16 protein-coding genes and 1 pseudogene are annotated in these 19,554 nt (G+C 72.7%); 8 read left to right on the top strand and 9 right to left on the bottom strand.

Annotated features, from left to right (window positions below; all coding sequences use genetic code 11):
• The first annotated feature begins 10 nt into the window (after positions 1 to 10).
• From DVA86_RS08055 to DVA86_RS08045, 3 genes are all read left to right on the top strand, one after another.
• Positions 11 to 559, top strand: coding sequence for a DUF5304 domain-containing protein (locus tag DVA86_RS08055; protein ID WP_208876934.1), 549 nt, complete (start codon positions 11 to 13; stop codon positions 557 to 559).
• Between the two features lie 108 nt (positions 560 to 667).
• The gene (locus DVA86_RS08050) at positions 668 to 1,609 is read left to right on the top strand and encodes an ROK family glucokinase (protein WP_208876932.1); all 942 of its coding nucleotides are present in this window, start codon (positions 668 to 670) and stop codon (positions 1,607 to 1,609) included.
• Positions 1,610 to 1,845: 236 nt separating this feature from the next.
• On the top strand, positions 1,846 to 2,622 hold the full coding sequence (locus DVA86_RS08045; RefSeq protein ID WP_208876930.1) for an endonuclease/exonuclease/phosphatase family protein: 777 nt from the start codon (positions 1,846 to 1,848) through the stop codon (positions 2,620 to 2,622).
• Between the two features lie 411 nt (positions 2,623 to 3,033).
• Here DVA86_RS08045 and DVA86_RS08040 read toward each other — a convergent pair whose 3' ends face one another.
• Together DVA86_RS08040 and DVA86_RS08035 are read right to left on the bottom strand one after the other, a co-directional pair.
• On the bottom strand, positions 3,034 to 3,702 hold the full coding sequence (locus tag DVA86_RS08040) for a hypothetical protein (RefSeq protein ID WP_208876929.1): 669 nt from the start codon (positions 3,700 to 3,702) through the stop codon (positions 3,034 to 3,036).
• Positions 3,689 to 4,459: an alpha/beta hydrolase gene (locus tag DVA86_RS08035; RefSeq protein ID WP_208876927.1), complete on the bottom strand. Its 771-nt coding sequence runs from the start codon at positions 4,457 to 4,459 to the stop codon at positions 3,689 to 3,691. The genes DVA86_RS08040 and DVA86_RS08035 overlap by 14 nt, the downstream gene beginning before the upstream one ends.
• Before the next feature lie 155 nt (positions 4,460 to 4,614).
• On the opposite strand from DVA86_RS08035, the gene DVA86_RS08030 reads away from it, so the two are divergent.
• The 4 genes from DVA86_RS08030 to DVA86_RS08015 all read left to right on the top strand — a co-directional run bounded on the left by DVA86_RS08030 (position 4,615) and on the right by DVA86_RS08015 (position 8,675).
• A complete protein-coding gene (locus DVA86_RS08030) occupies positions 4,615 to 5,415 on the top strand; it encodes a lysophospholipid acyltransferase family protein (protein WP_208876925.1) in 801 nt (266 codons plus the stop codon).
• 32 nt (positions 5,416 to 5,447) lie between these two features.
• Positions 5,448 to 6,653, top strand: coding sequence for a MacS family sensor histidine kinase (macS, locus tag DVA86_RS08025; protein WP_245996409.1), 1,206 nt, complete (start codon positions 5,448 to 5,450; stop codon positions 6,651 to 6,653).
• Between the two features lie 79 nt (positions 6,654 to 6,732).
• Positions 6,733 to 7,386, top strand: coding sequence for a response regulator (locus DVA86_RS08020; RefSeq protein ID WP_245997559.1), 654 nt, complete (start codon positions 6,733 to 6,735; stop codon positions 7,384 to 7,386).
• A 260-nt stretch (positions 7,387 to 7,646) separates the two neighbouring features.
• Positions 7,647 to 8,675 carry a 6-phosphofructokinase gene (locus DVA86_RS08015; RefSeq protein WP_208876922.1) on the top strand — a complete coding sequence of 343 codons (1,029 nt, stop codon included), beginning with the start codon at positions 7,647 to 7,649 and terminating at the stop codon, positions 8,673 to 8,675.
• 68 nt (positions 8,676 to 8,743) lie between these two features.
• Here the strand turns inward: DVA86_RS08015 and DVA86_RS08010 are convergent.
• Both DVA86_RS08010 and DVA86_RS08005 read right to left on the bottom strand, forming a co-directional pair.
• A pseudogene (locus DVA86_RS08010) lies at positions 8,744 to 9,076 on the bottom strand (glutamine amidotransferase-related protein); the annotation flags it as partial.
• A gap of 68 nt (positions 9,077 to 9,144) precedes the next feature.
• Positions 9,145 to 10,980, bottom strand: a complete 1,836-nt coding sequence (locus DVA86_RS08005) for a sensor histidine kinase (RefSeq protein ID WP_208876918.1) — start codon at positions 10,978 to 10,980, stop codon at positions 9,145 to 9,147.
• Between the two features lie 658 nt (positions 10,981 to 11,638).
• Between DVA86_RS08005 and DVA86_RS08000 the strand changes: the two genes are divergently transcribed.
• Positions 11,639 to 12,430, top strand: coding sequence for a tyrosine-protein phosphatase (locus DVA86_RS08000; protein ID WP_245996407.1), 792 nt, complete (start codon positions 11,639 to 11,641; stop codon positions 12,428 to 12,430).
• Between the two features lie 31 nt (positions 12,431 to 12,461).
• On the opposite strand, the gene DVA86_RS07995 is transcribed toward DVA86_RS08000, so the two are convergent.
• Genes DVA86_RS07995 through shc form a run of 5 tightly spaced genes read right to left on the bottom strand, consistent with a single transcriptional unit; the run spans position 12,462 to position 19,549 of the window.
• The gene (locus DVA86_RS07995; protein WP_208876915.1) at positions 12,462 to 13,856 is read right to left on the bottom strand and encodes an aspartate aminotransferase family protein; all 1,395 of its coding nucleotides are present in this window, start codon (positions 13,854 to 13,856) and stop codon (positions 12,462 to 12,464) included.
• The gene (dxs, locus tag DVA86_RS07990; protein ID WP_208876913.1) at positions 13,853 to 15,853 is read right to left on the bottom strand and encodes a 1-deoxy-D-xylulose-5-phosphate synthase; all 2,001 of its coding nucleotides are present in this window, start codon (positions 15,851 to 15,853) and stop codon (positions 13,853 to 13,855) included. The genes DVA86_RS07995 and dxs overlap by 4 nt, the downstream gene beginning before the upstream one ends.
• Before the next feature lie 21 nt (positions 15,854 to 15,874).
• Positions 15,875 to 16,897 (bottom strand): adenosyl-hopene transferase HpnH, encoded by a 1,023-nt coding sequence (gene hpnH / locus DVA86_RS07985; protein ID WP_208876911.1) that lies wholly within the window; start codon positions 16,895 to 16,897, stop codon positions 15,875 to 15,877.
• Positions 16,898 to 16,904: 7 nt separating this feature from the next.
• Complete coding sequence (locus DVA86_RS07980; protein WP_208876910.1) at positions 16,905 to 17,546, bottom strand: phosphorylase family protein; 642 nt, start codon at positions 17,544 to 17,546, stop codon at positions 16,905 to 16,907.
• Positions 17,546 to 19,549 (bottom strand): squalene--hopene cyclase, encoded by a 2,004-nt coding sequence (shc, locus tag DVA86_RS07975; RefSeq protein ID WP_208876909.1) that lies wholly within the window; start codon positions 19,547 to 19,549, stop codon positions 17,546 to 17,548. The genes DVA86_RS07980 and shc overlap by 1 nt, the downstream gene beginning before the upstream one ends.
• Between the last annotated feature and the right edge of the window lie 5 nt (positions 19,550 to 19,554).

Raw genomic sequence — 19,554 nt, 5'->3', positions numbered from 1 at the left:
AGGAGCCGTCATGAGCGATGCCGCCGCCGAGCGCCCCGCAGCCGAGCCCGACGCCGACGCCGACGCCTGGGCGGCCGCCTGCGAAGAGGACCTCGCCGCGGAGAAGGCCCGCCGCCGCGCGGAGTACGGGCCGCAGCCGGTCAGCGCGGCCGAGGAGCTGCGGCGGCTGGCGGACGCCGTGGCCGACAAGGTCGGGCAGCTCGGCAAGCCGCTCGCCGGACCGGCCGGGCAGGCCGCCGCGCAGGGCGTCGCCCAGCAGCTGTTCCAGCAGGCGCGGGCCGTCGTGGAGCCGGTCGTCGAGCGGAACCCGCAGGTCTTCGACCACCTCGCCACGGCGGGCAGCGAGCTGCTCGCGGCGTACCGCTCCGCGGTGCAGGGCGAGGAGCGCCGCTGGTCGGCGACGGTGCGGCCGGAGGACGCGCAGCGTCCGGCGGACCTCACGAAGGACGGCACGGACGGCACGAAGGACGGCACGGACAGCGGCGGCGACCGTGGCAGCGGCGAGGGGCGGCGCGACGGCGACGACCCCGGCGGACCGCAGCAGATCGACCTGGACTGAGACCCGTCGCCCCGCGGGCCGTCCGCCCGTACCGGACGCGGCCCGAGCCTCCCCGTGCGCTCCGGTACCCTCATGCGCAGCGGGGATCGACCGAAAACTGAGGGACACATGGGACTCACCATCGGCGTCGACATCGGCGGCACCAAGATCGCGGCCGGCGTGGTCGACGAAGAGGGCACGATCCTCGAGACGTGCAAGGTGGCGACCCCGCCGACCGCGGAGGGCGTCGTGGACGCCATCGGAGGCGCGGTCCGTACGGTCAGCGCCCAGCACCCGGTGGAGGCCGTCGGCATCGGAGCCGCGGGGTACGTGGACGACAAGCGCGCCACCGTGCTCTTCGCCCCGAACATCGCCTGGCGTCACGAGGCGCTCAAGGACAAGGTCGAGCAGCGCGTCGGGCTGCCCGTCGTGGTCGAGAACGACGCGAACGCGGCGGCCTGGGGCGAGTACCGCTTCGGCGCCGGGCAGGGCCACGACGACGTCGTGTGCATCACGCTCGGCACGGGCCTCGGCGGCGGCATCGTCATCGGCGGCAAGCTGCACCGCGGACGCTTCGGAGTGGCGGCGGAGTTCGGCCACATCCGCGTCGTCCCGGACGGCCTGCTGTGCGGCTGCGGCAGCCAGGGCTGCTGGGAGCAGTACGCCTCGGGGCGCGCCCTCGTACGGTACGCGCAGCAGCGTGCCGCCGCGACGCCCGAGAACGCCGAGGTGCTGCTCGGCCTCGGCGACGGCACGGCGGAGAACATCGAGGGCCGGCACATCAGCCAGGCGGCGCGGGCGGGCGACCCGGTGGCGGTCGACGCGTTCCGCGAGCTGGCGCGCTGGGCGGGCGCCGGACTGGCCGACCTGGCCTCGCTGTTCGACCCGTCGGCGTTCATCGTGGGCGGCGGCGTCTCGGACGAGGGCGATCTGGTCCTGGACCCGATCCGCAAGTCGTTCCGGCGCTGGCTGGTCGGCGGCCAGTGGCGGCCGCACGCCCAGGTGCTTGCCGCCCAACTCGGCGGCGAGGCCGGGCTGGTGGGCGCGGCGGACCTGGCCCGCCAGGGCTGACACCGCACGGGCAAACCAGCCCGTCCGGCCCGTGGACACCGCCCGGGGCCAGGGACCGCCCACCGGACCCTGAGCCCGGCCACGGCGCTCAGCCGGGCAAAACCAGCCCGTCCGGGTTTGAGGAACGCCCTCGGCCACGACGCACGCGCGGCGCGCCGCACGCGCGTTGGGCACGTAAAGGCGTCGCAGAGACCACGTACGGACCAGGCACAGGACACGTACTACGCTTCGGTGACATGACACTTGCGGATCTTGCGGATCTCCCCGAGTCGAAGTCCGAGCCCGAAGGCTCTGCCGTGATCCGCCTGCTCAGCTACAACATCCGCTCCATGCGCGACGACAAGGGGGCGCTCGCCCGGGTGATCCGGGCGTGCGCCCCCGACGTCGTCTGCGTGCAGGAGGCGCCGCGGTTCTTCCGCTGGCGCAAGTACGCCTCGTGGCTCGCCCGTCAGACCGAGCTCTGCTACGTCACGGGCGGCGCGACGGCCAGCGGCCCGATGATCCTGGCGTCGCTGCGCGCGTACGTCGAGCACACCGAGGACGTGCTGCTGCCCCGTACGCCCGGACTGCACCGGCGCGGACTGGCCACGGCCGTCCTCCGGTTCGGCTCCTCGGCGCGGCTGTCCGTCGTCAGCTGCCACCTCAGCCTGCAGGCCGCCGAACGCCACGCGCAGGCGGGGATGCTGCTGGACCGGCTGCCGCGCGCGGAGACGCCCCACTCGGTGGTGGCGGGCGACCTGAACGACCGGCCCGGCGGCCGGGCCTTCCGCCGGCTGGCGGACTCGTTGCAGGACTGCTGGGCGGCGAAGCCGTGGGGCGGCGAGCACACGTCGACACCGGACGATCCGCACCAGCGCATCGACGCCGTGCTGGCGTCGGACGGCATCGAGGTGCTGGGCTGCGGCGTCCCCGCCGGGCTCGCGGGCGTCACAGACCGCGACCTGCGGGCGGCGAGCGACCACCTGCCCGTACTGGCGGCGCTGCGGATTCCCCCGGCGGCGCCGGCCGGGTGAGGGCTCAGCGGGCGCCGTTGGGCCCAGCGGGCGCCGGAAACCGACGCGTCAGCGCGCGCCGTTCGGCTTCACTTCGGCGCGCTCGCGTTCGCGGCGCAGCTCGATGGAGATCAGCCAGCCGGTCAGCAGTGTCACCAGGGTGAACACCATCAGCAGAGTCAGCACGATCGGCCCCCTTTCGTCGCCCCGGCCGTCCCGAGTCGCCGGACGGGCCGGGTGTGCCGGCCCCTCGATGGTCGCGCGGGGGCGGTACGGGGCGCACTGCCCGATTCGGGCAGAGTTCGCGGGGCGCACGCTGCCGGATCGTGCGCAGACCCGGCAGCGGGTGCCGGACCCGTGGCCGGACCGCCGGAAAGGCCGCGGACCGTGACCGGTGACCGCTGGCCGCGACCGGTGACCGGACCGGACCGGCTAGACGACCGCTCCGCGGCCCGGGTCCTCGAAGTCGTCGTCGTCCGAGTCGTCCCGCATGCGGGCCACCAGCGTGCCGAAGCCGCCGAGGAAGCCGCCGACGCCCAGCGTGATGATCCACCAGGTCATGTCGAGGCGGAACAGCACCGCGGCGAGCAGCAGCAGCGGGCCGCCGAGCACCGCGAACCACGCGAACCTGGTGGTCGGGTCGGTCTCCGGGAGCGGCGGCGGCTCGGGGGGCACGAAGTGGCCCTCGTCCTCGTCCTCCTCGGCGGCGTCCCAGTCCCGCGGCCCGGTGCCCGCCGCGTAGACGGTGACGCTGCGCACGGGCGGGTCGCCCGCGTCCTCCGGATCGCGGTCGCGGTCGTCGTCGGCGGGCCGCGTGAGGGTGTCGCCGTCCGGCTCGCGCCGGTCGTGTCCGTCGCCGTGACCGCCGTCGCCGTCGTCCTCACGCGCCTCGTCCGGCGCGTCGGCGCCGTCGTCCTCGCGCGCGTCCCCGGAACCGCCGGGACCGTCGTCGTCCGTACGGAGCCCGGCGTCCGCCTGCCCGACGTCCGGCACCTCTCCGTACGCGGCGACGATCTCCGCCCAGGCCGCCTCCTCGTCCGGGGGCAGCACGGGCTCCGGCTCGTCGCCGCCCTTGCCTGAGTCGGCGTTACGCCCTGTCACGTGCCTGCTTCCCTGCTGCGATACGGGAGATGAAGCCCTCGCTGTCCGCGAAGATGCGCTCCGCGTCGTGGTCGAGTGTCGCGACGTGGTAACTCCGCTCCAGCAGCGTCTCGGTGACGTCCTCGGACGACACCGAGGCGAGGATGTGCGCGGAGTCCGCGGGCGGCACCACGTGGTCCGTCCGGCTGTGCAGGACGAGCAGCGGCTGGGTCACCTGGGCGAGTTCACCGCAGGCGACGCGGAAGAGGTCCCGCAGCGAGTGCGCGGCGCGCAGCGGCACCCGGTCGTAGCCGAGCTCGTGGCTGCCCTCCTTGGCGATGTCGTCGGCGATGCCCTTCGTCGACCGCACCAGGTGGCGTACGACCGGCAGCGCGTACCCCTCCAGCCGCGGGAAGCTGCACGCCGGGTTGACCACCACGACGCCGCTCACCGCGTCGCCGTGCCGGGCCGCGAGCCGCAGCGCCAGCGCGCCACCCATGGACAGGCCGCCCACGAAGACCTGCTCGCAGCTGTCCCGCAGGACGCGCAGCTCGCGGTCCACGGTGGCGTACCAGTCCTGCCAGCCGGTCACCTCCAGGTCCTGCCAGCGGGTGCCGTGGCCGGGCAGGAGCGGCAGGGACACCGTGTACCCCGCGTCGGCGAGGTGCAGGGCCCAGGGGCGGAGTGACTGCGGAGAGCCGGTGAAGCCGTGGCAGAGGAGCACTCCGACCTGTGAGCCGTCGTGGCGCATCGGTTCGGCTCCTGGAATGAGCGGCACCGTGGGACTCCGTTCGCGGCGGGCAGGCGGCAGTGCTGCCACTCTAATTCGTCGTACGCGGGTCCGGCAGTGCCCGGGTGCGCCCGCACATCTGATCCGGAACAGAGGGCCGTACGGCGGGATAGGCTCGGAGCGTCGGACACAGGAGGTCCCGGTTGTTCTACGGCGCGATGAAGCTGTCGGTCGGCAGCTCGCTCAAACTGGTCTTCCGCCCCTGGGTGGAGGGCCTGGAGAACATTCCCGAAAGCGGCCCCGCCATCCTGGCGAGCAACCATCTGTCGTTCTCGGACTCCTTCTTCCTGCCCGCGGTGCTGGACCGGAAGGTCACGTTCATCGCCAAGGCCGAGTACTTCACCTCGCCCGGTGTGAAGGGGCGGCTGACGGCCGCGTTCTTCAAGGGCGTCGGGCAGCTTCCGGTGGACCGCTCCGGCGTACGGGGCGCGGGCGAGGCGGCCATCCAGAGCGGCATGGAGGTGCTGGAGCGGGGTGAGCTGTTCGGCATCTACCCCGAGGGCACGCGTTCCCCCGACGGCAGGCTGTACCGCGGCAAGCCCGGCGGGCTGCCGCGGCTGGCGCTGCGTTCCGGCGCCCCGGTGATCCCGGTCGCGATGATCGACACGGAGAAGATCCAGCCGCCGGGCCAGGTGGTCCCGAAGCTGATGCGGCCGGGCATCCGGATCGGCAAGCCGCTGGACTTCAGCCGCTACCAGGGCATGGACGCGGACCGCTTCATCCAGCGCTCGGTGACGGACGAGGTCATGTACGAGATCATGAGGCTGTCCGGCCAGGAGTACGTGGACATCTACGCCACCGCCGCCAAGCGCCGTATCGCCGACGCCGACAAGGCCGAGAAGGCCGAGAAGGCGGAGCGCGAGCAGGCGGAGAAGGCCGGGAAGCAGGGGAAGGGCGGGCGGCCGGGGAGCACCCGCGGGGACGATCACCGGAGAGCCGCTTAGCGGCACCGTACGAGCACGGACGGGGGGGCGGAATGGCCGCGAAGATGTCGGTCGAGCAGCCGCTGTGGCGCGCGCTGACCGGGTACCGGGTGGCGACGCTCCTCTACGCGATCGGCCTGCATCTCCTCGTGCGCGGCGAGTACGCGCACCCGGTCGTCGCGAGTGTCTACATCGGCGCGCTCACCGTGTGGACGGCGTGCACGGCCGGGAAGGCCCTGTCGGCGGAGCGCTGCACGGTCCCCTTCCTCGCCGGCGACCTGACGATGGCGCTGACCGGCATCGTCCTCACGCGCTACGTGGCGTCGTCCACGCAGCTGGCGGAGGGCGTCACCACCCTGCCGTCGATCTGGACCGCCGGCGCCGTGCTCGGCTGCGCCATCAAGGGCGGCTGGCGCTGGGGCGCGGCGGCCTCGGCACTCGTCGGCATCGCCAGCCTCCTGGAACGCGGCGGCGCGACCCGCGACACCGTGCACAACGTGCTGCTGGTCTGTGTGGCCAGCATCGCCATCGGCTACGTGGTGGAGGTCGCGCGCGCCAGTGAACGTACGCTGGCCCGCGCCCTCCGTATCGAGGCGGCCACCCGCGAACGGGAGCGGCTCGCGCGCGACATCCACGACAGCGTGCTGCAGGTGCTGGCAATGGTGCAGCGGCGCGGCGCGAAGCTCGGCGGTGACGCGGCCGAACTCGGGCGGCTCGCGGGCGAGCAGGAGGTGGCGCTGCGGGCGCTGGTCTCGGCGCGCTCTCCGGCACGGGACGCGGCGGAGGAGCACGCGACGGCCGCGGCCGGTTCACGCGCGGGTTCCGCACCCGGCGGCCCCGCGCCCGGAGCGGAAGACGGCGCGGAGCGCACAGTCGACCTGCACCGGCTGCTGGCGGGCGAGGCGGGGGCGCGGGTGACGTTCTCGGGACCCGGCACTCCCGTACGGCTGGCCGCGGAGGCCGCACGCGAACTGGCGGCGGCCGTCGCGGCCGCCCTGGACAACGTGCGCCGGCACGCCGGGGAGCACGCGCGCGCGTGGATCCTGCTGGAGGACGAGCCGGACTCGGTGCTGGTGAGCGTGCGCGACGACGGGCCCGGCATCCCGGCCGGGCGGCTGGAGGACGCGGAGGCCGAGGGCCGTATGGGGGTCGCGCTGTCCATACGCGGACGGCTGCGGGAGCTGGGCGGCACGGCGGAGCTGGTGTCCGTGCCGGGGCAGGGAACCGAAGTGGAATTGAGGATGCCGAAGCATGTCTGACCAGGACCGGTACGAGGACCAGGCGCGGGCCGCGGACGGGGAAGGTGCGGAGGCGCGGCGCGAGCCGGCGCTGCGGGTGATGGTCGTCGACGACCACCCGATGTGGCGCGACGCGGTCGCCCGCGACCTGGGCGAGGCCGGCTTCGAGGTGGTGGCCACGGCGGGCGACGGCGAGCAGGCCGTACGCCGCGCGCTGGCCGCCGCACCCGACGTGCTGGTGCTGGACCTCAACCTGCCCGGCAGGCCGGGCGTCGAGGTCTGCCGCGAACTGGCCGGCGCCGACCAGAAGTTGCGGGTGCTGGTGCTCTCGGCGAGCGGCGAGCACGCGGACGTGCTGGAGGCCGTGAAGTCCGGCGCGACCGGCTACCTGGTGAAGTCGGCGAGCACCGAGGAGCTGGTGGACGCGGTGCGCCGTACGGCCGACGGCGACCCGGTGTTCACGCCCGGACTGGCCGGACTGGTGCTGGGCGAGTACCGGAGGCTGGCCACCGAGCCGGCGGCGTCCGCGGCGACGCCCGCGGACTCCGGCGTTCCGCAGCTGACGGAGCGCGAGACCGAGGTGCTGCGGCTGGTCGCGAAGGGGCTCAGCTACCGGCAGATCGCCGAACGGCTGGTGATATCGCACCGGACCGTGCAGAACCACGTGCAGAACACCCTGGGCAAGCTGCAGTTGCACAACCGCGTCGAGCTGGTGCGGTACGCGATCGAGCGCGGCCTGGACGGCGAGGACTGACCGGGCACTGACTGCGGACTGGCCGGGAACCGACCGCGGACTGACCGGAGACGCTCCCCCGGCGCCCCTCGCGCACGCCCTCGGCGCGCGGCGCTGACGTACGCGGCTGAGCGGTCCCTCGTACGAGTGAGCGGGCAGGGACGCGGATGGCCGGTTCGGGGCGTCATGACGCGGAATCCGTGCCGTACGCCCCATCCCCTGTGATCTGGATCACCGCTAGCGTGGCGGCTGTCGCGTCCACGTGAGAAGGGAACATTCCCATGCGGGTCGGAGTGCTGACCGGTGGCGGAGACTGCCCCGGGCTCAATGCGGTCATGCGGGCCGTGGTCCGTAAAGGAGTTCAGCAGTACGACTATGGCTTCCTCGGGTTCCGGGACGGATGGCGCGGTCCGCTGGAGGGGGACACCGTGCCGCTCGACATCCCCGCCGTCCGCGGCACGCTGCCGCGCGGCGGCACGATCCTGGGCTCCTCGCGTACCAACCCGTTCAACGAGGAGAACGGCGTCCGCCGGATCCGGGAGAACCTCGCCAAGCACGAGGTCGACGCGCTGATCGCGATCGGTGGTGAGGACACGCTCGGTGTGGCGGCCCGGCTCACCGACGAGTTCGGCATCCACTGCGTCGGCGTGCCCAAGACCATCGACAACGACCTGTCCGCCACCGACTACACCTTCGGCTTCGACACCGCCGTCCATGTGGCCACCGAGGCCATCGACCGGCTGCACACCACCGCCGAGTCCCACATGCGGGTGCTGGTGGTGGAGGTCATGGGCCGGCACGCGGGCTGGATCGCCCTGCACTCCGGCCTCGCGGGCGGCGCCAACTGCATCCTCATCCCCGAGCAGCGCTTCGACGTCGAGCAGGTCTGCGGCTGGGTGGAGTCGCGGTTCAAGGCGAGTTACGCGCCGATCGTGGTCGTCGCGGAGGGCGCGATGCCCAAGGACGGCCAGATGGTGCTGAAGGACGGGTCGAAGGACTCGTTCGGGCACGTCCGGCTGTCCGGCGTCGGCGAGTGGCTCGCCAAGGAGATCGAGGCGCGTACGGGCAAGGAGGCGCGTACGACCGTGCTGGGGCACATCCAGCGCGGCGGCACGCCCAGCGCCTTCGACCGCTGGCTCGCCACCCGCTTCGGGCTGCACGCGATCGACGCGGTGCGGGACGGCGACTGGGGCACCATGGTGGCGCTGCGCGGCACCGACATCGTGCGGGTGCCGCTCGCGGAAGCGACGGCCAAGCTGAAGACGGTTTCGCCCGAACTGTACGAGGAGGCGGGCGTGTTCTTCGGCTGACCGGCGTGCGAGGTGCCCGGGGCCGACCAGCCCCGTGCCCCGGGCACCGCGCTCGTACCGGAGTCCGTTCAGACGTGGACGGCGGCCAGCAGCTCCGCCGTGATCTCCGCGCCGTTCAGGCTCAGCACGGACTCCGGGTGGAACTGCACGCCCGCGAAGCCCGGTCCGCGCAGCGCGTGCACCTCGCCGCTGCCGCCGTCCCGGCTCACCTCGACGTGGCGCAGGGCGAGCCGGTCGGCGGTCCGGTCCGGGCAGTGCGCGGCGTACGAGTTGTAGAAGCCGACCGTCTCGGCGCGTCCGAAGAGGTCGATCCGCTCCTGCGCGCCCTGGTACGGGCGTGCCTTGCGGACGAGTTCCAGGCCCAGTTCGGCGGCGATCAGCTCGTGCCCGAGGCACACCCCTGTCCCTTATACACTCCTGACGCCGCCGACCGTGGCCTCAGGTGAGATCCCCGGGGTCGCCGGCTCATTCAATAGTGTGTAGGTGTGGTGAGGATCAACGAGTCATATGCGTATGCGGGCTGCGGCGGTGGCGGACGGGTCTTGGGGGCGGTGTGGGTCGGGTGGGTCTCGTCGGTGCCGTCGGACTCGTCCGCGAGGCTGGTGCCCCGGCGGAACGCGGCCATCAGACCTGGGTCGTGACCTGCGTCCGGCTCATCCGTGGTCACCTGCGCCCGCGGGCCGTCGCGCAGCTCGGGCACGAGGTGTTCCTGACGGCGCCGCTTGGGCAGCTGCGGGCGCTCGCCGGGTGCGGCCGCCGGCGGGGGCGCGGGCTGCTGCGCCCGTGGCGGCGGCTGCTGCGGCGGACCGGGGGGCGGGCCGCCGGCCCGTACGCTCTCGGGCGCGGGCGCCCGTACGTGCTCCGCTTCCTGGGGCCGTGCCCGGCCGTGCGTCTGCGCCGGGATCTGCGGCGCGGGACTCTGCGGCTGGCCGTGGTGGACCGGCTGCGGGGGCTGGCCGGGCTGCTGCTGCGGCACGCCGTTCGGCGCCGCCGCGCGCTGGTGCTCCTGACCCTGGGGGTGGCCCAGCGGGTAGCCGTGCTGCGCGCTCTGGAGCTGGCCCTGCGGTACGCCCGTACGCTGCGGCACGGCGGCCGGCACGGGCTGTGCGGGCTGTGCGGGCTGTGCGGCGGACTGCTTGGAAGTGTCCGCCGTGTCACCGAGCACGGGCCGCGGCAGCACCAGGACCGCCTGGATGCCGCCGTAGATGTTGCTCTGCAGCTGGACGACGATGCCGTGCCTGCGCGCGAGCGCGGAGACGACGAACAGGCCGATCCGGCCGTCGGAGAGCAGTTCGCCGACGTCGAACTGCTCGGGGTCGGCCAGGAGCGCGTTCATCCGGTTCTGCTCGTTCGCGTCCATGCCCAGGCCGCGGTCCTCCACCTCGACGGCGAGGCCGGCGGTCACGTGCTGGGCGCGCAGCAGAACGGTGGTCTGCGGGGCGGAGAAGATGGTCGCGTTCTCCACCAGCTCGGCGAGCAGGTGGATGACGTCGGCGACGGCGTGGCCGCGTAGCGTGCCCTCAATCGGCGGGACCAGCTTCACCCGGGAGTACTGCTCGACCTCGGCGATCGAGGAGCGCAGCACCTCGGTCATCGTCACGGGCCGGGTCCACTGCCGCCGGGAGACCGCGCCGCCGAGCACGGCAAGGTTCTCCGCGTGCCGCCGGATGCGGGTGGCGAGGTGGTCGACGTGGAACAGTCCCTTGAGCAGATCCGGGTCCTCGACCTCGTTCTCCAGTTCATCCAGGAGTTCGATCTCGCGGTGCACCAGCGACTGGAGCCTGCGCGCGAGGTTCACGAACACCTCGACCTTCTCGTCACTGCCGCTGCTGCCCGCGCGTACGAGCGCCGCGGCCTCCGCGACCGCCGCCTCGGCGGTGTGCTGGGCGAGCGTCAGCTCGTGCCCGAGCCGGTCCAGCGCGTCGCCGGCGGGCTCGAGCTCCGGGGGCGGCCCGGGGATGCGCGGCCGCTCGCCCTGCTCCAACCTGCGCAGCTGGGCCCGTACTTCGGTCTGGCCGCGCTCGGAGGACCGGCGCAGCTGGCCGTACCGCTCGACGGTCGTACGGGCCTCGGTCGAGGCGAACAGCGCGGCCCCCACCACCACCGCGCAGGTGAGCAGCAGCGATCCGGCGAGCACGCCCCAGAGGGTGGCCGACGCGGGCGCACCGGTGGCGTCGACGCCTCCCTGGTCGCGCATGACGAAGGCGATCACGGCGCTCGCGGTGACGGCCACGATCGCGGCGGGGAGGACGGCGAGCCGGACCATGCGGTGCCGCATCGCGGCGTCACCGGCGCTCTCGCGCACCGGAATCCTGCCGTGCCGCGCACGGGGCCCGTTCGAGCTGGAGGGGACGGCCGCGGCACCTACGGGAGCGGACGTTCCCCTTCCTGTCTGCACCGAATGGCTCGGGGGTTCAGGCATCGGTTTCCTCGGTTGGCTTGAGGTCTGTCTGAAGGGCCTGCTCGAGGCACGCCGGACGCTCACAGCGCCGTGGCTACGCTAGCTGTCACTACGGCGCCGAGCGGGCGCTGATGACATATTCGCCACCCCTCGCCAGCTCCTAACGGGTGAACTCGTCGGGCACACGATTGACCGGGCGCACAGATCATAACTCGCTTGCGGAATGCGGAAGTTACCTGGTCTGCCCGACTGTGAAGGCCGGACACGACCAATTCCCGCCATGTTGGAGCCGCGAAGCGGAATGTGCGTGAGCATGCCGTACGGCAGGGCTGGACAGCGGGATCGGGACCGTACAGGGCCGTAGTCGGAATGTCGACAAGGGCATATGCGCGCCCGCCGCACCTCCTTCCGCACAGACCGGATCGCACGGCTGATTACCCCTGGCACCCAATGTCGTATGGTCGGCAGAAACCATCCGCCACACCCTCGTCAGCACCGGAGCGGAACACGCCGGAGCGGATTCGCGGCGGACCCGGAGCACACCCCGAGCAGAGGAGCGCCCGTGACCACGCAGCCCGCCGAGCCCACCCTGACCGGGGTGCGCAACTTCCGCGATGTCGGCGGACTGCCCACGGCCGACGGGCGCCGGCTGCGGCACGGAGTGCTGTTCCGCAGCGGGCACCTGGCGCACGCCACCTCCGAGGACGTGGCGTATCTGAGCGGTCTCGGGCTGCACACGGTGTTCGACTTCCGCAACTCCGCCGACCAGGCGCTGGAGGGCCCGGACGCGGCGCTGCCGGGCACCCGCAACGTGAACATCCCGCTGACCGACCCGGCCGACGGCGCCGACTTCTGGCGGATGGTGCGCAAGGGCGACCTCGCCCAGCTGCGGGCGGCGCTCTCCGACGGGCAGGCGGCGGACCGGATGACCGCCTCGTACCGCGCCATGGTCCTGGGCCGCACCGCCGAGCACAGCCGTGTGCTGCACGACATCGCCGGGGACAGCGTGCCCGCGCTGCTGCACTGCGCGGCGGGCAAGGACCGGGCGGGGCTGTCCATAGCCGTGACGCTGCTGGCCGTCGGCGTACGGCGGGACGCGATCGAGGCCGACTACCTCGAGTCGAACTCCCCGCACCGCCGGTACAAGGTGCACCGCGCGGAGGGCGCCGAGGGCGGCCTGTCCGCCGAGGTGCTGGAGCTGCTCGCGCCGCTCTTCGACGCGCGCCCCGGCTACCTCGCCGCCGCCTTCGACACGATCGACGAGGAGTGGGGCGACGTCGAGGCGTACCTCACGGAGGGCCTGAAGCTGAGCGCGGGCACCCGGGAACGGCTGCGTGAGCGCCTTGTCGACTAGTCGACCGGGCCGGGCACCGGCGCGGTACGGCTCAGTCGCCGCGGTGCCCGGACGTCACCGCCTGTTTCATCAGCGTACGGCCGAAATCCCACATGAGTCCGCCGCCCGTGTGCGCCTCGTCCATGACCTGTGTGAACGCGTCGACAAATCGATCCGCCTCCCGTTCCCCGACGATCAGCGGCGGAATCAGCTTGATGACCTCCAGATGGTCGCCGGAGACCTGGGTGAGGATTCTGTGCCGACGCAGCAGCGGCGCGACGACCATTTGCGCGAACAGTCCCTTGCGGGCGGTCTGGAGCATCGTCCACCGGCTGCGCAGCCGCAGCGAGGACGGCCTGCCGAACTCGATGCCGATCATCAGGCCCCGGCCGCGTACGTCGTGCAGCAGCTCGTAGCGGCCGACGAGCTCGGCGAGCCGCCCGCGCAGCAGATCCCCGGTGCGCCGGGCGTTCTCCGTCAGCCTGTCGTCCGCGATGACCTGCAGCGTCGCCAGGCCGGCGGCCATGGCCTGCGCGTTCGCCCCGAAGCTGGCGGAGTGGACCAGTACGCGGTCCATCGAGGAGTAGACCTTCTTGAAGATCCACTCCTTGCCCAGCGTCGCGCCCACCGGCACGTAGCCGCCGGACAGCGCCTTCGCGACGCACACGAGGTCGGGGGCCACGCCGTCCTCGTGCTGGTACGCGAAGAAGTCGCCGGTACGCCCCAGGCCCGTCTGCACCTCGTCGACGATCAGCAGCCCGCCCCGCCGGTGCAGCGCCTCGCGGGCCGCGCGCAGATATCCGGAGGGCGCCGCGTGCACGCCCTTGCCCTGAATCGGCTCGACGACGAGCGCGGCCACGTCACCCCGTGCCAACTCGCGTTCCAGCGCACCGAGGTCCCCTAGCGGAACGGGCGTATCGGGTAGCAAGGGCGCAAAACCTTCACGGAATCCATCTTCGCCGTTCACCGACAGAGATCCTGTGGTGAGACCGTGAAAAGAGTGATGACAGTGGAGAATTCGTGGTTTCCGTGTGGCGTAGCGGGCGAATTTCAGCGCGGTCTCCACCGCCTCGGTGCCGCTGTTCCCGAAGAACACCCGCTCCATTCCCGGTGCGTGGCCGAGGAGCCGCTCGGCCAGCAGCCCGGGCAGCGGCGCGCAGTCGAAGCGGGTGAGGTCCGGCAGCGACGCGTCGAGCACGTCGTGCAGGGCCTGCCGTACGACGGGGTGGTGCCGGCCGAGGGCCATCACGCCGAAGCCCGCGAGCATGTCGAGGTAGTCGCGGCCCTCGGTGTCGTAGAAGTACGCGCCCTCGGCCCGCTGGTAGACCTGGTCGAAGCCGATGGTCCGGAGCATGCGCGGGAGTTGGTGGTTGAGATGCCGGGAGTGCAGGGCGTGGCCCTCGCCGCCGCGTTCGGCCAGCAGCTTGGCCAGATCGAAGTGGCTCACCCGGCGGTCTCCTCGCTCGCCGCCCCCACTCCCGCACCCCCGGCTCGCCCCTCCCCGCCGGCAGCCGCGCCCGGTTCGCCGCGGGCGCGCAGCACGGTGGCGGCGATACGTCCGGCGATCTCGGCCGGTGTCAGCCCGACGTCGGCCAGCAGCTCCGCGCGCTTGCCGTGCGCCAGGAACTCCGGCGGCAGGCCGATGCCGCACAGCGGCCGGTCCACACCGGCGTCGCGCAGCGCCTGGTCGACGGCCGAACCGACGCCTCCGGCGCGGCAGTTGTCCTCCACCACCGCCACCGCCCGGTGCTGCGCGGCCAGCGGCGGCAGGGCCTCGTCGACGGGCTTGACCCAGCGCGGGTCCACGACCGTACAGTCGATGCCGCGGCCCGCCAGCAGCTCCGCGGCCTCCAGGCACACCGGCGCCATCACGCCGACGGCGACGAGGAGCACGTCGCGGGCGGGCCGTTCGGCGCCGCCGGCCCCGTCCGGCCCGGCCGTGGCGGGCTCCGGGTGCTCCCGGAGCACGTCGAGTCCGCCCACGCGGCGCACCGCGGGCAGCGGTTCGGCGACGGTCTCCTTCGGGAAGCGCACCACGGTGGGCGCGTCGTCCACGTCCAGCGCCTCCCGCAGCTCCGCCCGCAGCTGCTCGGCGTCGCGGGGCGCGGCGATACGCAGCCCCGGTACCGCCTGCAGTACGGACATGTCCCACATCCCGTGGTGCGAGGCGCCGTCGGGCCCGGTGATCCCGGCCCGGTCCAGTACGAACGTGACGCCGCACCGGTGCAGCGCCACGTCCATCAGCAGCTGGTCGAAGGCCCGCCCCAGGAACGTGGCGTAGACGGCGACGACCGGGTGCAGCCCGCCGGTGGCCATGCCGGCCGCGGAGACGGTGGCGTGCTGCTCGGCGATGCCGACGTCGAAGATCCGGTCCGGGTACGCCGCCGCGAACGGCCCGAGCCCGACCGGTTCGAGCATCGCCGCGGTCACCGCGACGACGTCCTCCCGCTCGGCCCCGATCCGTACCATCTCGTCGCGGAACACCGAGGTCCAGGACGGCCCGGCGGCCGGCGCGACGGGCTCGGCGGTGAGCGGGTCGATCCGCCCGACGGTGTGGAAGTGGTCCGCCTCGTCGGCCAGCGCCGGCTCGTAGCCGCGGCCCTTCTGCGTACGGCAGTGCACGATGACCGGCCCGCCGAACCGTTTTGCCCGCTGCAGCGCGGACTCCACCGCGCCGATGTCGTGGCCGTCGATCGGGCCGACGTACTTCAGCCCCAGGTCCTCGAACATGCCCTGTGGCGCGACGGCGTCCTTGAAGCCCTTCTTCGCGCCGTGCAGCGACTCGTACAGCGGCTTGCCGACGACCGGCGTCTGCTGGAGCACGCCCTTCCCCCAGGCCAGTACGCGCTCGTACTCGTCCGTCGTACGCAGCGTGGCCAGGTGGTTGGCGAGGCCGCCGATGGTCGGCGCGTACGAGCGCTCGTTGTCGTTGACGACGATGACCAGCGGGCGGTCCTTCGCTGCCGCGATGTTGTTCAGCGCCTCCCAGGCCATCCCGCCGGTCAGCGCGCCGTCACCGATGACGGCGGCCACGTGGTGCGGGCGGCCCCGCACCTGGTTGGCCTTGGCCAGGCCGTCGGCCCAGCCGAGGACGGTGGAGGCGTGCGAGTTCTCGATGACGTCGTGCTCGGACTCCGCGCGCGACGGGTAGCCCGACAGCCCGCCCTTGCCCTTGAGCTTCGAGAAGTCCTGCCGGCCGGTCAGCAGCTTGTGCACGTACGCCTGGTGCCCGGTGTCCCACAGGACGCGGTCCGCGGGCGAGTCGAACACGCGGTGGAGGGCGATGGTCAGCTCGACCACGCCCAGGTTCGGACCGAGGTGGCCGCCGGTGCGGGCCACCGCGTGGATCAGGAACTGCCGGATTTCCTCGGCGAGTTCGTCGAGCTCCGACCCGGTGAGCCGTTTGAGGTCGTCCGGTCCCCCGATGTCTTCGAGCAGAGGCATGATGAGCCCCCCTTCCGCGGCTTAGCTGCGGTTTCCGCGTACGGTCTCCCGTGCCGCGCGCAGCGATTCCTTCAGCGAACCCATGGTGGCCAGGACGGCGGTCGGCTCGTAGCCGCAGTGCGCCATGCAGTTGGCGCAGCGCGGGTCCTTGCCCCGGCCGTACGCGTCCCAGTCGGTCTCTTCAATGAGCTCCCGGTACGTCGGCACGTAGCCGTCGCTCATCAGGTAGCAGGGGCGCTGCCAGCCGAACAGCGAGTAGTTGGGGATCGCCCAGGCCGTACACGGGAAGTCGGCCTTGCCCTCGAGGAAGTCGAGGAAGAGCGGGCTGTGGTTGAGCCGCCAGCGGCCGCGGTTGCCGCCCGCGAACGCCTTCCGGAACAGCTCACGGGTCTGGTCGACGCCGAGGAAGTGCTCCTGGTCGGGCGCCTTCTCGTAGGCGTACGCGGGCGAGATCATCATCTCGTCCACCTTCAGGTCGTCGTTGAGGTAGTCGAGCACCTCGATGACGGTCTGCGGGGTGTCGGTGTTGAAGAAGGTGGAATTGGTGGTGACACGGAAGCCGCGCGCCTTGGCCTCCTTCATCGCCGCCACGGCCTCGTCGAACACCCCTTCTTTGGCGACCGATTCGTCGTGCCGCTCGCGCAGTCCGTCGATGTGGACGGCGAAGGCGAAATAGCGCGAGGGCGTGAACTTGTCGAGGTGTTTGCGCATGAGCATCGCGTTGGTGCACAGGAAGACGTACTTCTTCCGCGCCACCAACTGCCGTACGATCTCGTCGATCTGCGGGTGCATCAGCGGTTCGCCGCCCGCGATGGACACCATGGGGGCGCCCGACTCGAGGACCGCGCCCACCGCCTGGGCGACCGGCATGCGCTGCTTGAGCACGCCCGCCGGATGCTGGATCTTGCCGCAGCCCTCGCATTTGAGATTGCAGGCGAAAAGCGGCTCCAGCTCCACGATCAGCGGGAACTTCTCCTTCTTGCGGAGTTTCTGTTCGAAGAGATACGTACCGACGCGGATGGACTGGCGGAGCGGCATGGCCATTTCTCGCTCACCTCCGGGGTAGCAGCAAGGATCGGTGCCATTCGAGGAACGCGGGCAGGACCGCGCGCAGGACGCGGAATGCCGATATTCCTCCCTTCAGCGTCCCGACCCTGATCAGTTCGTGCTCGGGGGCGTCCACCACCACCCGTACGGCGGCAACCGGACGGTCCGGGGCGCTGCGTACGGCGGCGCGGAGTGTGGCGGCGGACTCCATGTCTACGGCGATGGCGCCCGTCGCGCGCAGTTCCGCCCGCTCGGCGCCCCGTACCACGTGGTCGGAGCCCGCGAGCGGGCCGGTGTGGAGTGTGCCCAGCGGGGCGAGCGCCTCGGCGAGGCGCTCGGTGCCCACGCATGCCGTACGGCCGTCGCCGTCGTGTGCGGCGTCCGCCAGCACCAGGTCCCCGGGGTGCATCCCGGAGGCCAGGCCGGCGCAGAAGCCGGTGGCGACGACCGCCGTACGGCCCGGCACGGGCTCGTCGCGCAGCGCGCGCGTGACGGCGCTCGCCGCCGCGTCCGGGCCCATGCCCGTACGGAGTACGGTGGCCGGCCCGCCCGCGCCGCGGCGCAGCGCCAGCCGCTCGATGCCGAGCGCGCAGGCGATCAGCAGCGGGGCGCCGTCGGCCGCGGACGCGGGGGGCGTCGGCGCCATCAGCTGTCCCGGCCGCCGCGCCCGACGCCGTCCCGCAGGTAGCGGCCGAGCGCGGTGACGGGGAAGACCATCCGGTACAGGTGGTAGTTGATGGAGAAGTCCCAGGGGAAGCCGGTGCCGGTGAAGTACGGCTCGTCCCATGCGCCGTCCTCGCGCTGCGTGCGCGCGAGGAAGCCGATGCCGCGCTCGACGGCCTTGGTGTTCCGCTCCCCCGCCGCCAGCAGCGCGAGCAGCGCCCACGCGGTCTGCGAGGCCGTGGACTCGCCGCGGGCGATCCACTCCGGGTCGCGGTACGAGCGCAGGTCCTCGCCCCAGCCGCCGTCCTCGTTCTGGACGCTCTCCAGCCAGCTCACCGCGCGCCGTACGGACGAGTGCGACGCGGGCAGCCCGGCCGCCACGAGCGCGGGGACCACCGAGCCGGTGCCGTACAGGTAGTTGACGCCCCAGCGGCCGAACCAGGCGCCGTTCTCCTCCTGTTCGGACAGCAGCCAGGCGAGGGCGCGCCGGTTCGCCGGGTGGTTGCGGTGGCCGTTGTGAGACAGCATCTCCACCACGTGGGCGGTGACGTCGGCCGAGGGCGGGTCGATGACCTCGCCGAAGTCGCAGAACGGCAGCCGGTTGGGGAACGGGCTGGTGTTGTCGACGTCGAACGCGCCCCACGCCCCGTTCCTGGACTGCATGCCCAGGGTCCAGCGGATGGCCCGCCGCAGCGCCCCGTCCACGCGTACGGGGTCGGCGTGCCGCACCCGGTTCAGGGCGAGGACGACCTCGGCGGTGTCGTCGATGTCGGGGTAGTTGTCGTTGTGGAACTCGAACGCCCAGCCGCCCGGCGGCAGTCCGGGCCGCCGTACGGACCAGTCGCCGGGCCGTACGACCTGCTCGCCGAGCATCCAGTCGGCGGCCTTGACGAGCGCCGGGTGGTCCTCGGGCAGGCCGGCGTCGGCGAGGGCGATGGTGGCCAGGCAGGTGTCCCAGACCGGGGACTGGCACGCCTCGATCATCCTGCTTCCGTCGTCGCGCCAGACCGCGAAGCGGTCCAGGGACTCCAGGCCGGCGCGGATGACGGGGTGGTCCAGGTCGTAGCCGAGGAGCCACAGGGCGATGATCGAGTAGACGGCGGGTGGCTGGATTCCGCCCCAGCAGCCGTCGTTCTCCTGCCGTTCGATGATCCAGCGGGAGGCGTCCCGCAGCGCGGCGCGGCGCAGGCGGCGTACGGCGAACCTCCGGTACGTGTGCAGCGCCGCGTCCAGCCGCTGGAACACGCCGTCCCAGGTGTTCGCCGCGGCCCGGGGGCGCGGCGGATTGGGGCACGCCGGGTCGCGGTGCAGCTCTTCGAGGGCGAACGGCGCCGGATGCACCGGGCGGTGGGCGGAGACCACGGTGAGCGGGACGATGGTCTGGCGGGCCCAGCAGCCGAAGTCGTAGATGTTGAGCGGGAACCACTTCGGGAAGTAGATGATCTCCGGCGGGAGTTCCGGCAGGTCCGCCCAGCGCCACCAGCCGAACAGCGCGAGCCAGATCCGGGTGAACACCCGGCTCCCGGCGACCCCGCCGTGCTCCCGTACCCAGGCGGAGGCCGCCGCCATGTGCGGCGCGTCCGGCTCGTCGCCGGCGAGCCGGAGGGCGACGTACGCCTCGATGGTCGTGGACAGTTCGCCGGGCCCGCCGTGGAAGGTGGCCCAGGTGCCGTCCGGGCGCTGTTCGGAGCGGATGAAGCGGGCGGCGGCCGCGGTGGTGTGCTCGTCCCGGATGCCCAGGAACTCGCGCAGCAGCAGGTCCTCGGCGTCCATGGTGACGTTCGTCTCCAGGTCGCCCTTCCACCAGCCCTCGTCGTGCTGGCGCACGAGCAGGTGCTCCACCGCGCGGGCGCTGGTGCGCTCGGCGAGCGCGCGGGGGCCGTCCTGCTCTCCGGTGCCGGTCCGGATGCCGGGGGCGCCGTCCCGTTCCTCGGCGCGTACACGGGGCGGAACCGCCCCGGTGCTGCCGTCGGCTGTGGCTGTCATCGCTT

Source organism: Streptomyces armeniacus, assembly GCF_003355155.1.
Lineage (GTDB): Bacteria > Actinomycetota > Actinomycetes > Streptomycetales > Streptomycetaceae > Streptomyces > Streptomyces armeniacus.
The sequence above is the reverse complement of the archived record's forward strand: the minus strand, read 5'-3'. Positions and strand labels throughout refer to the sequence as shown.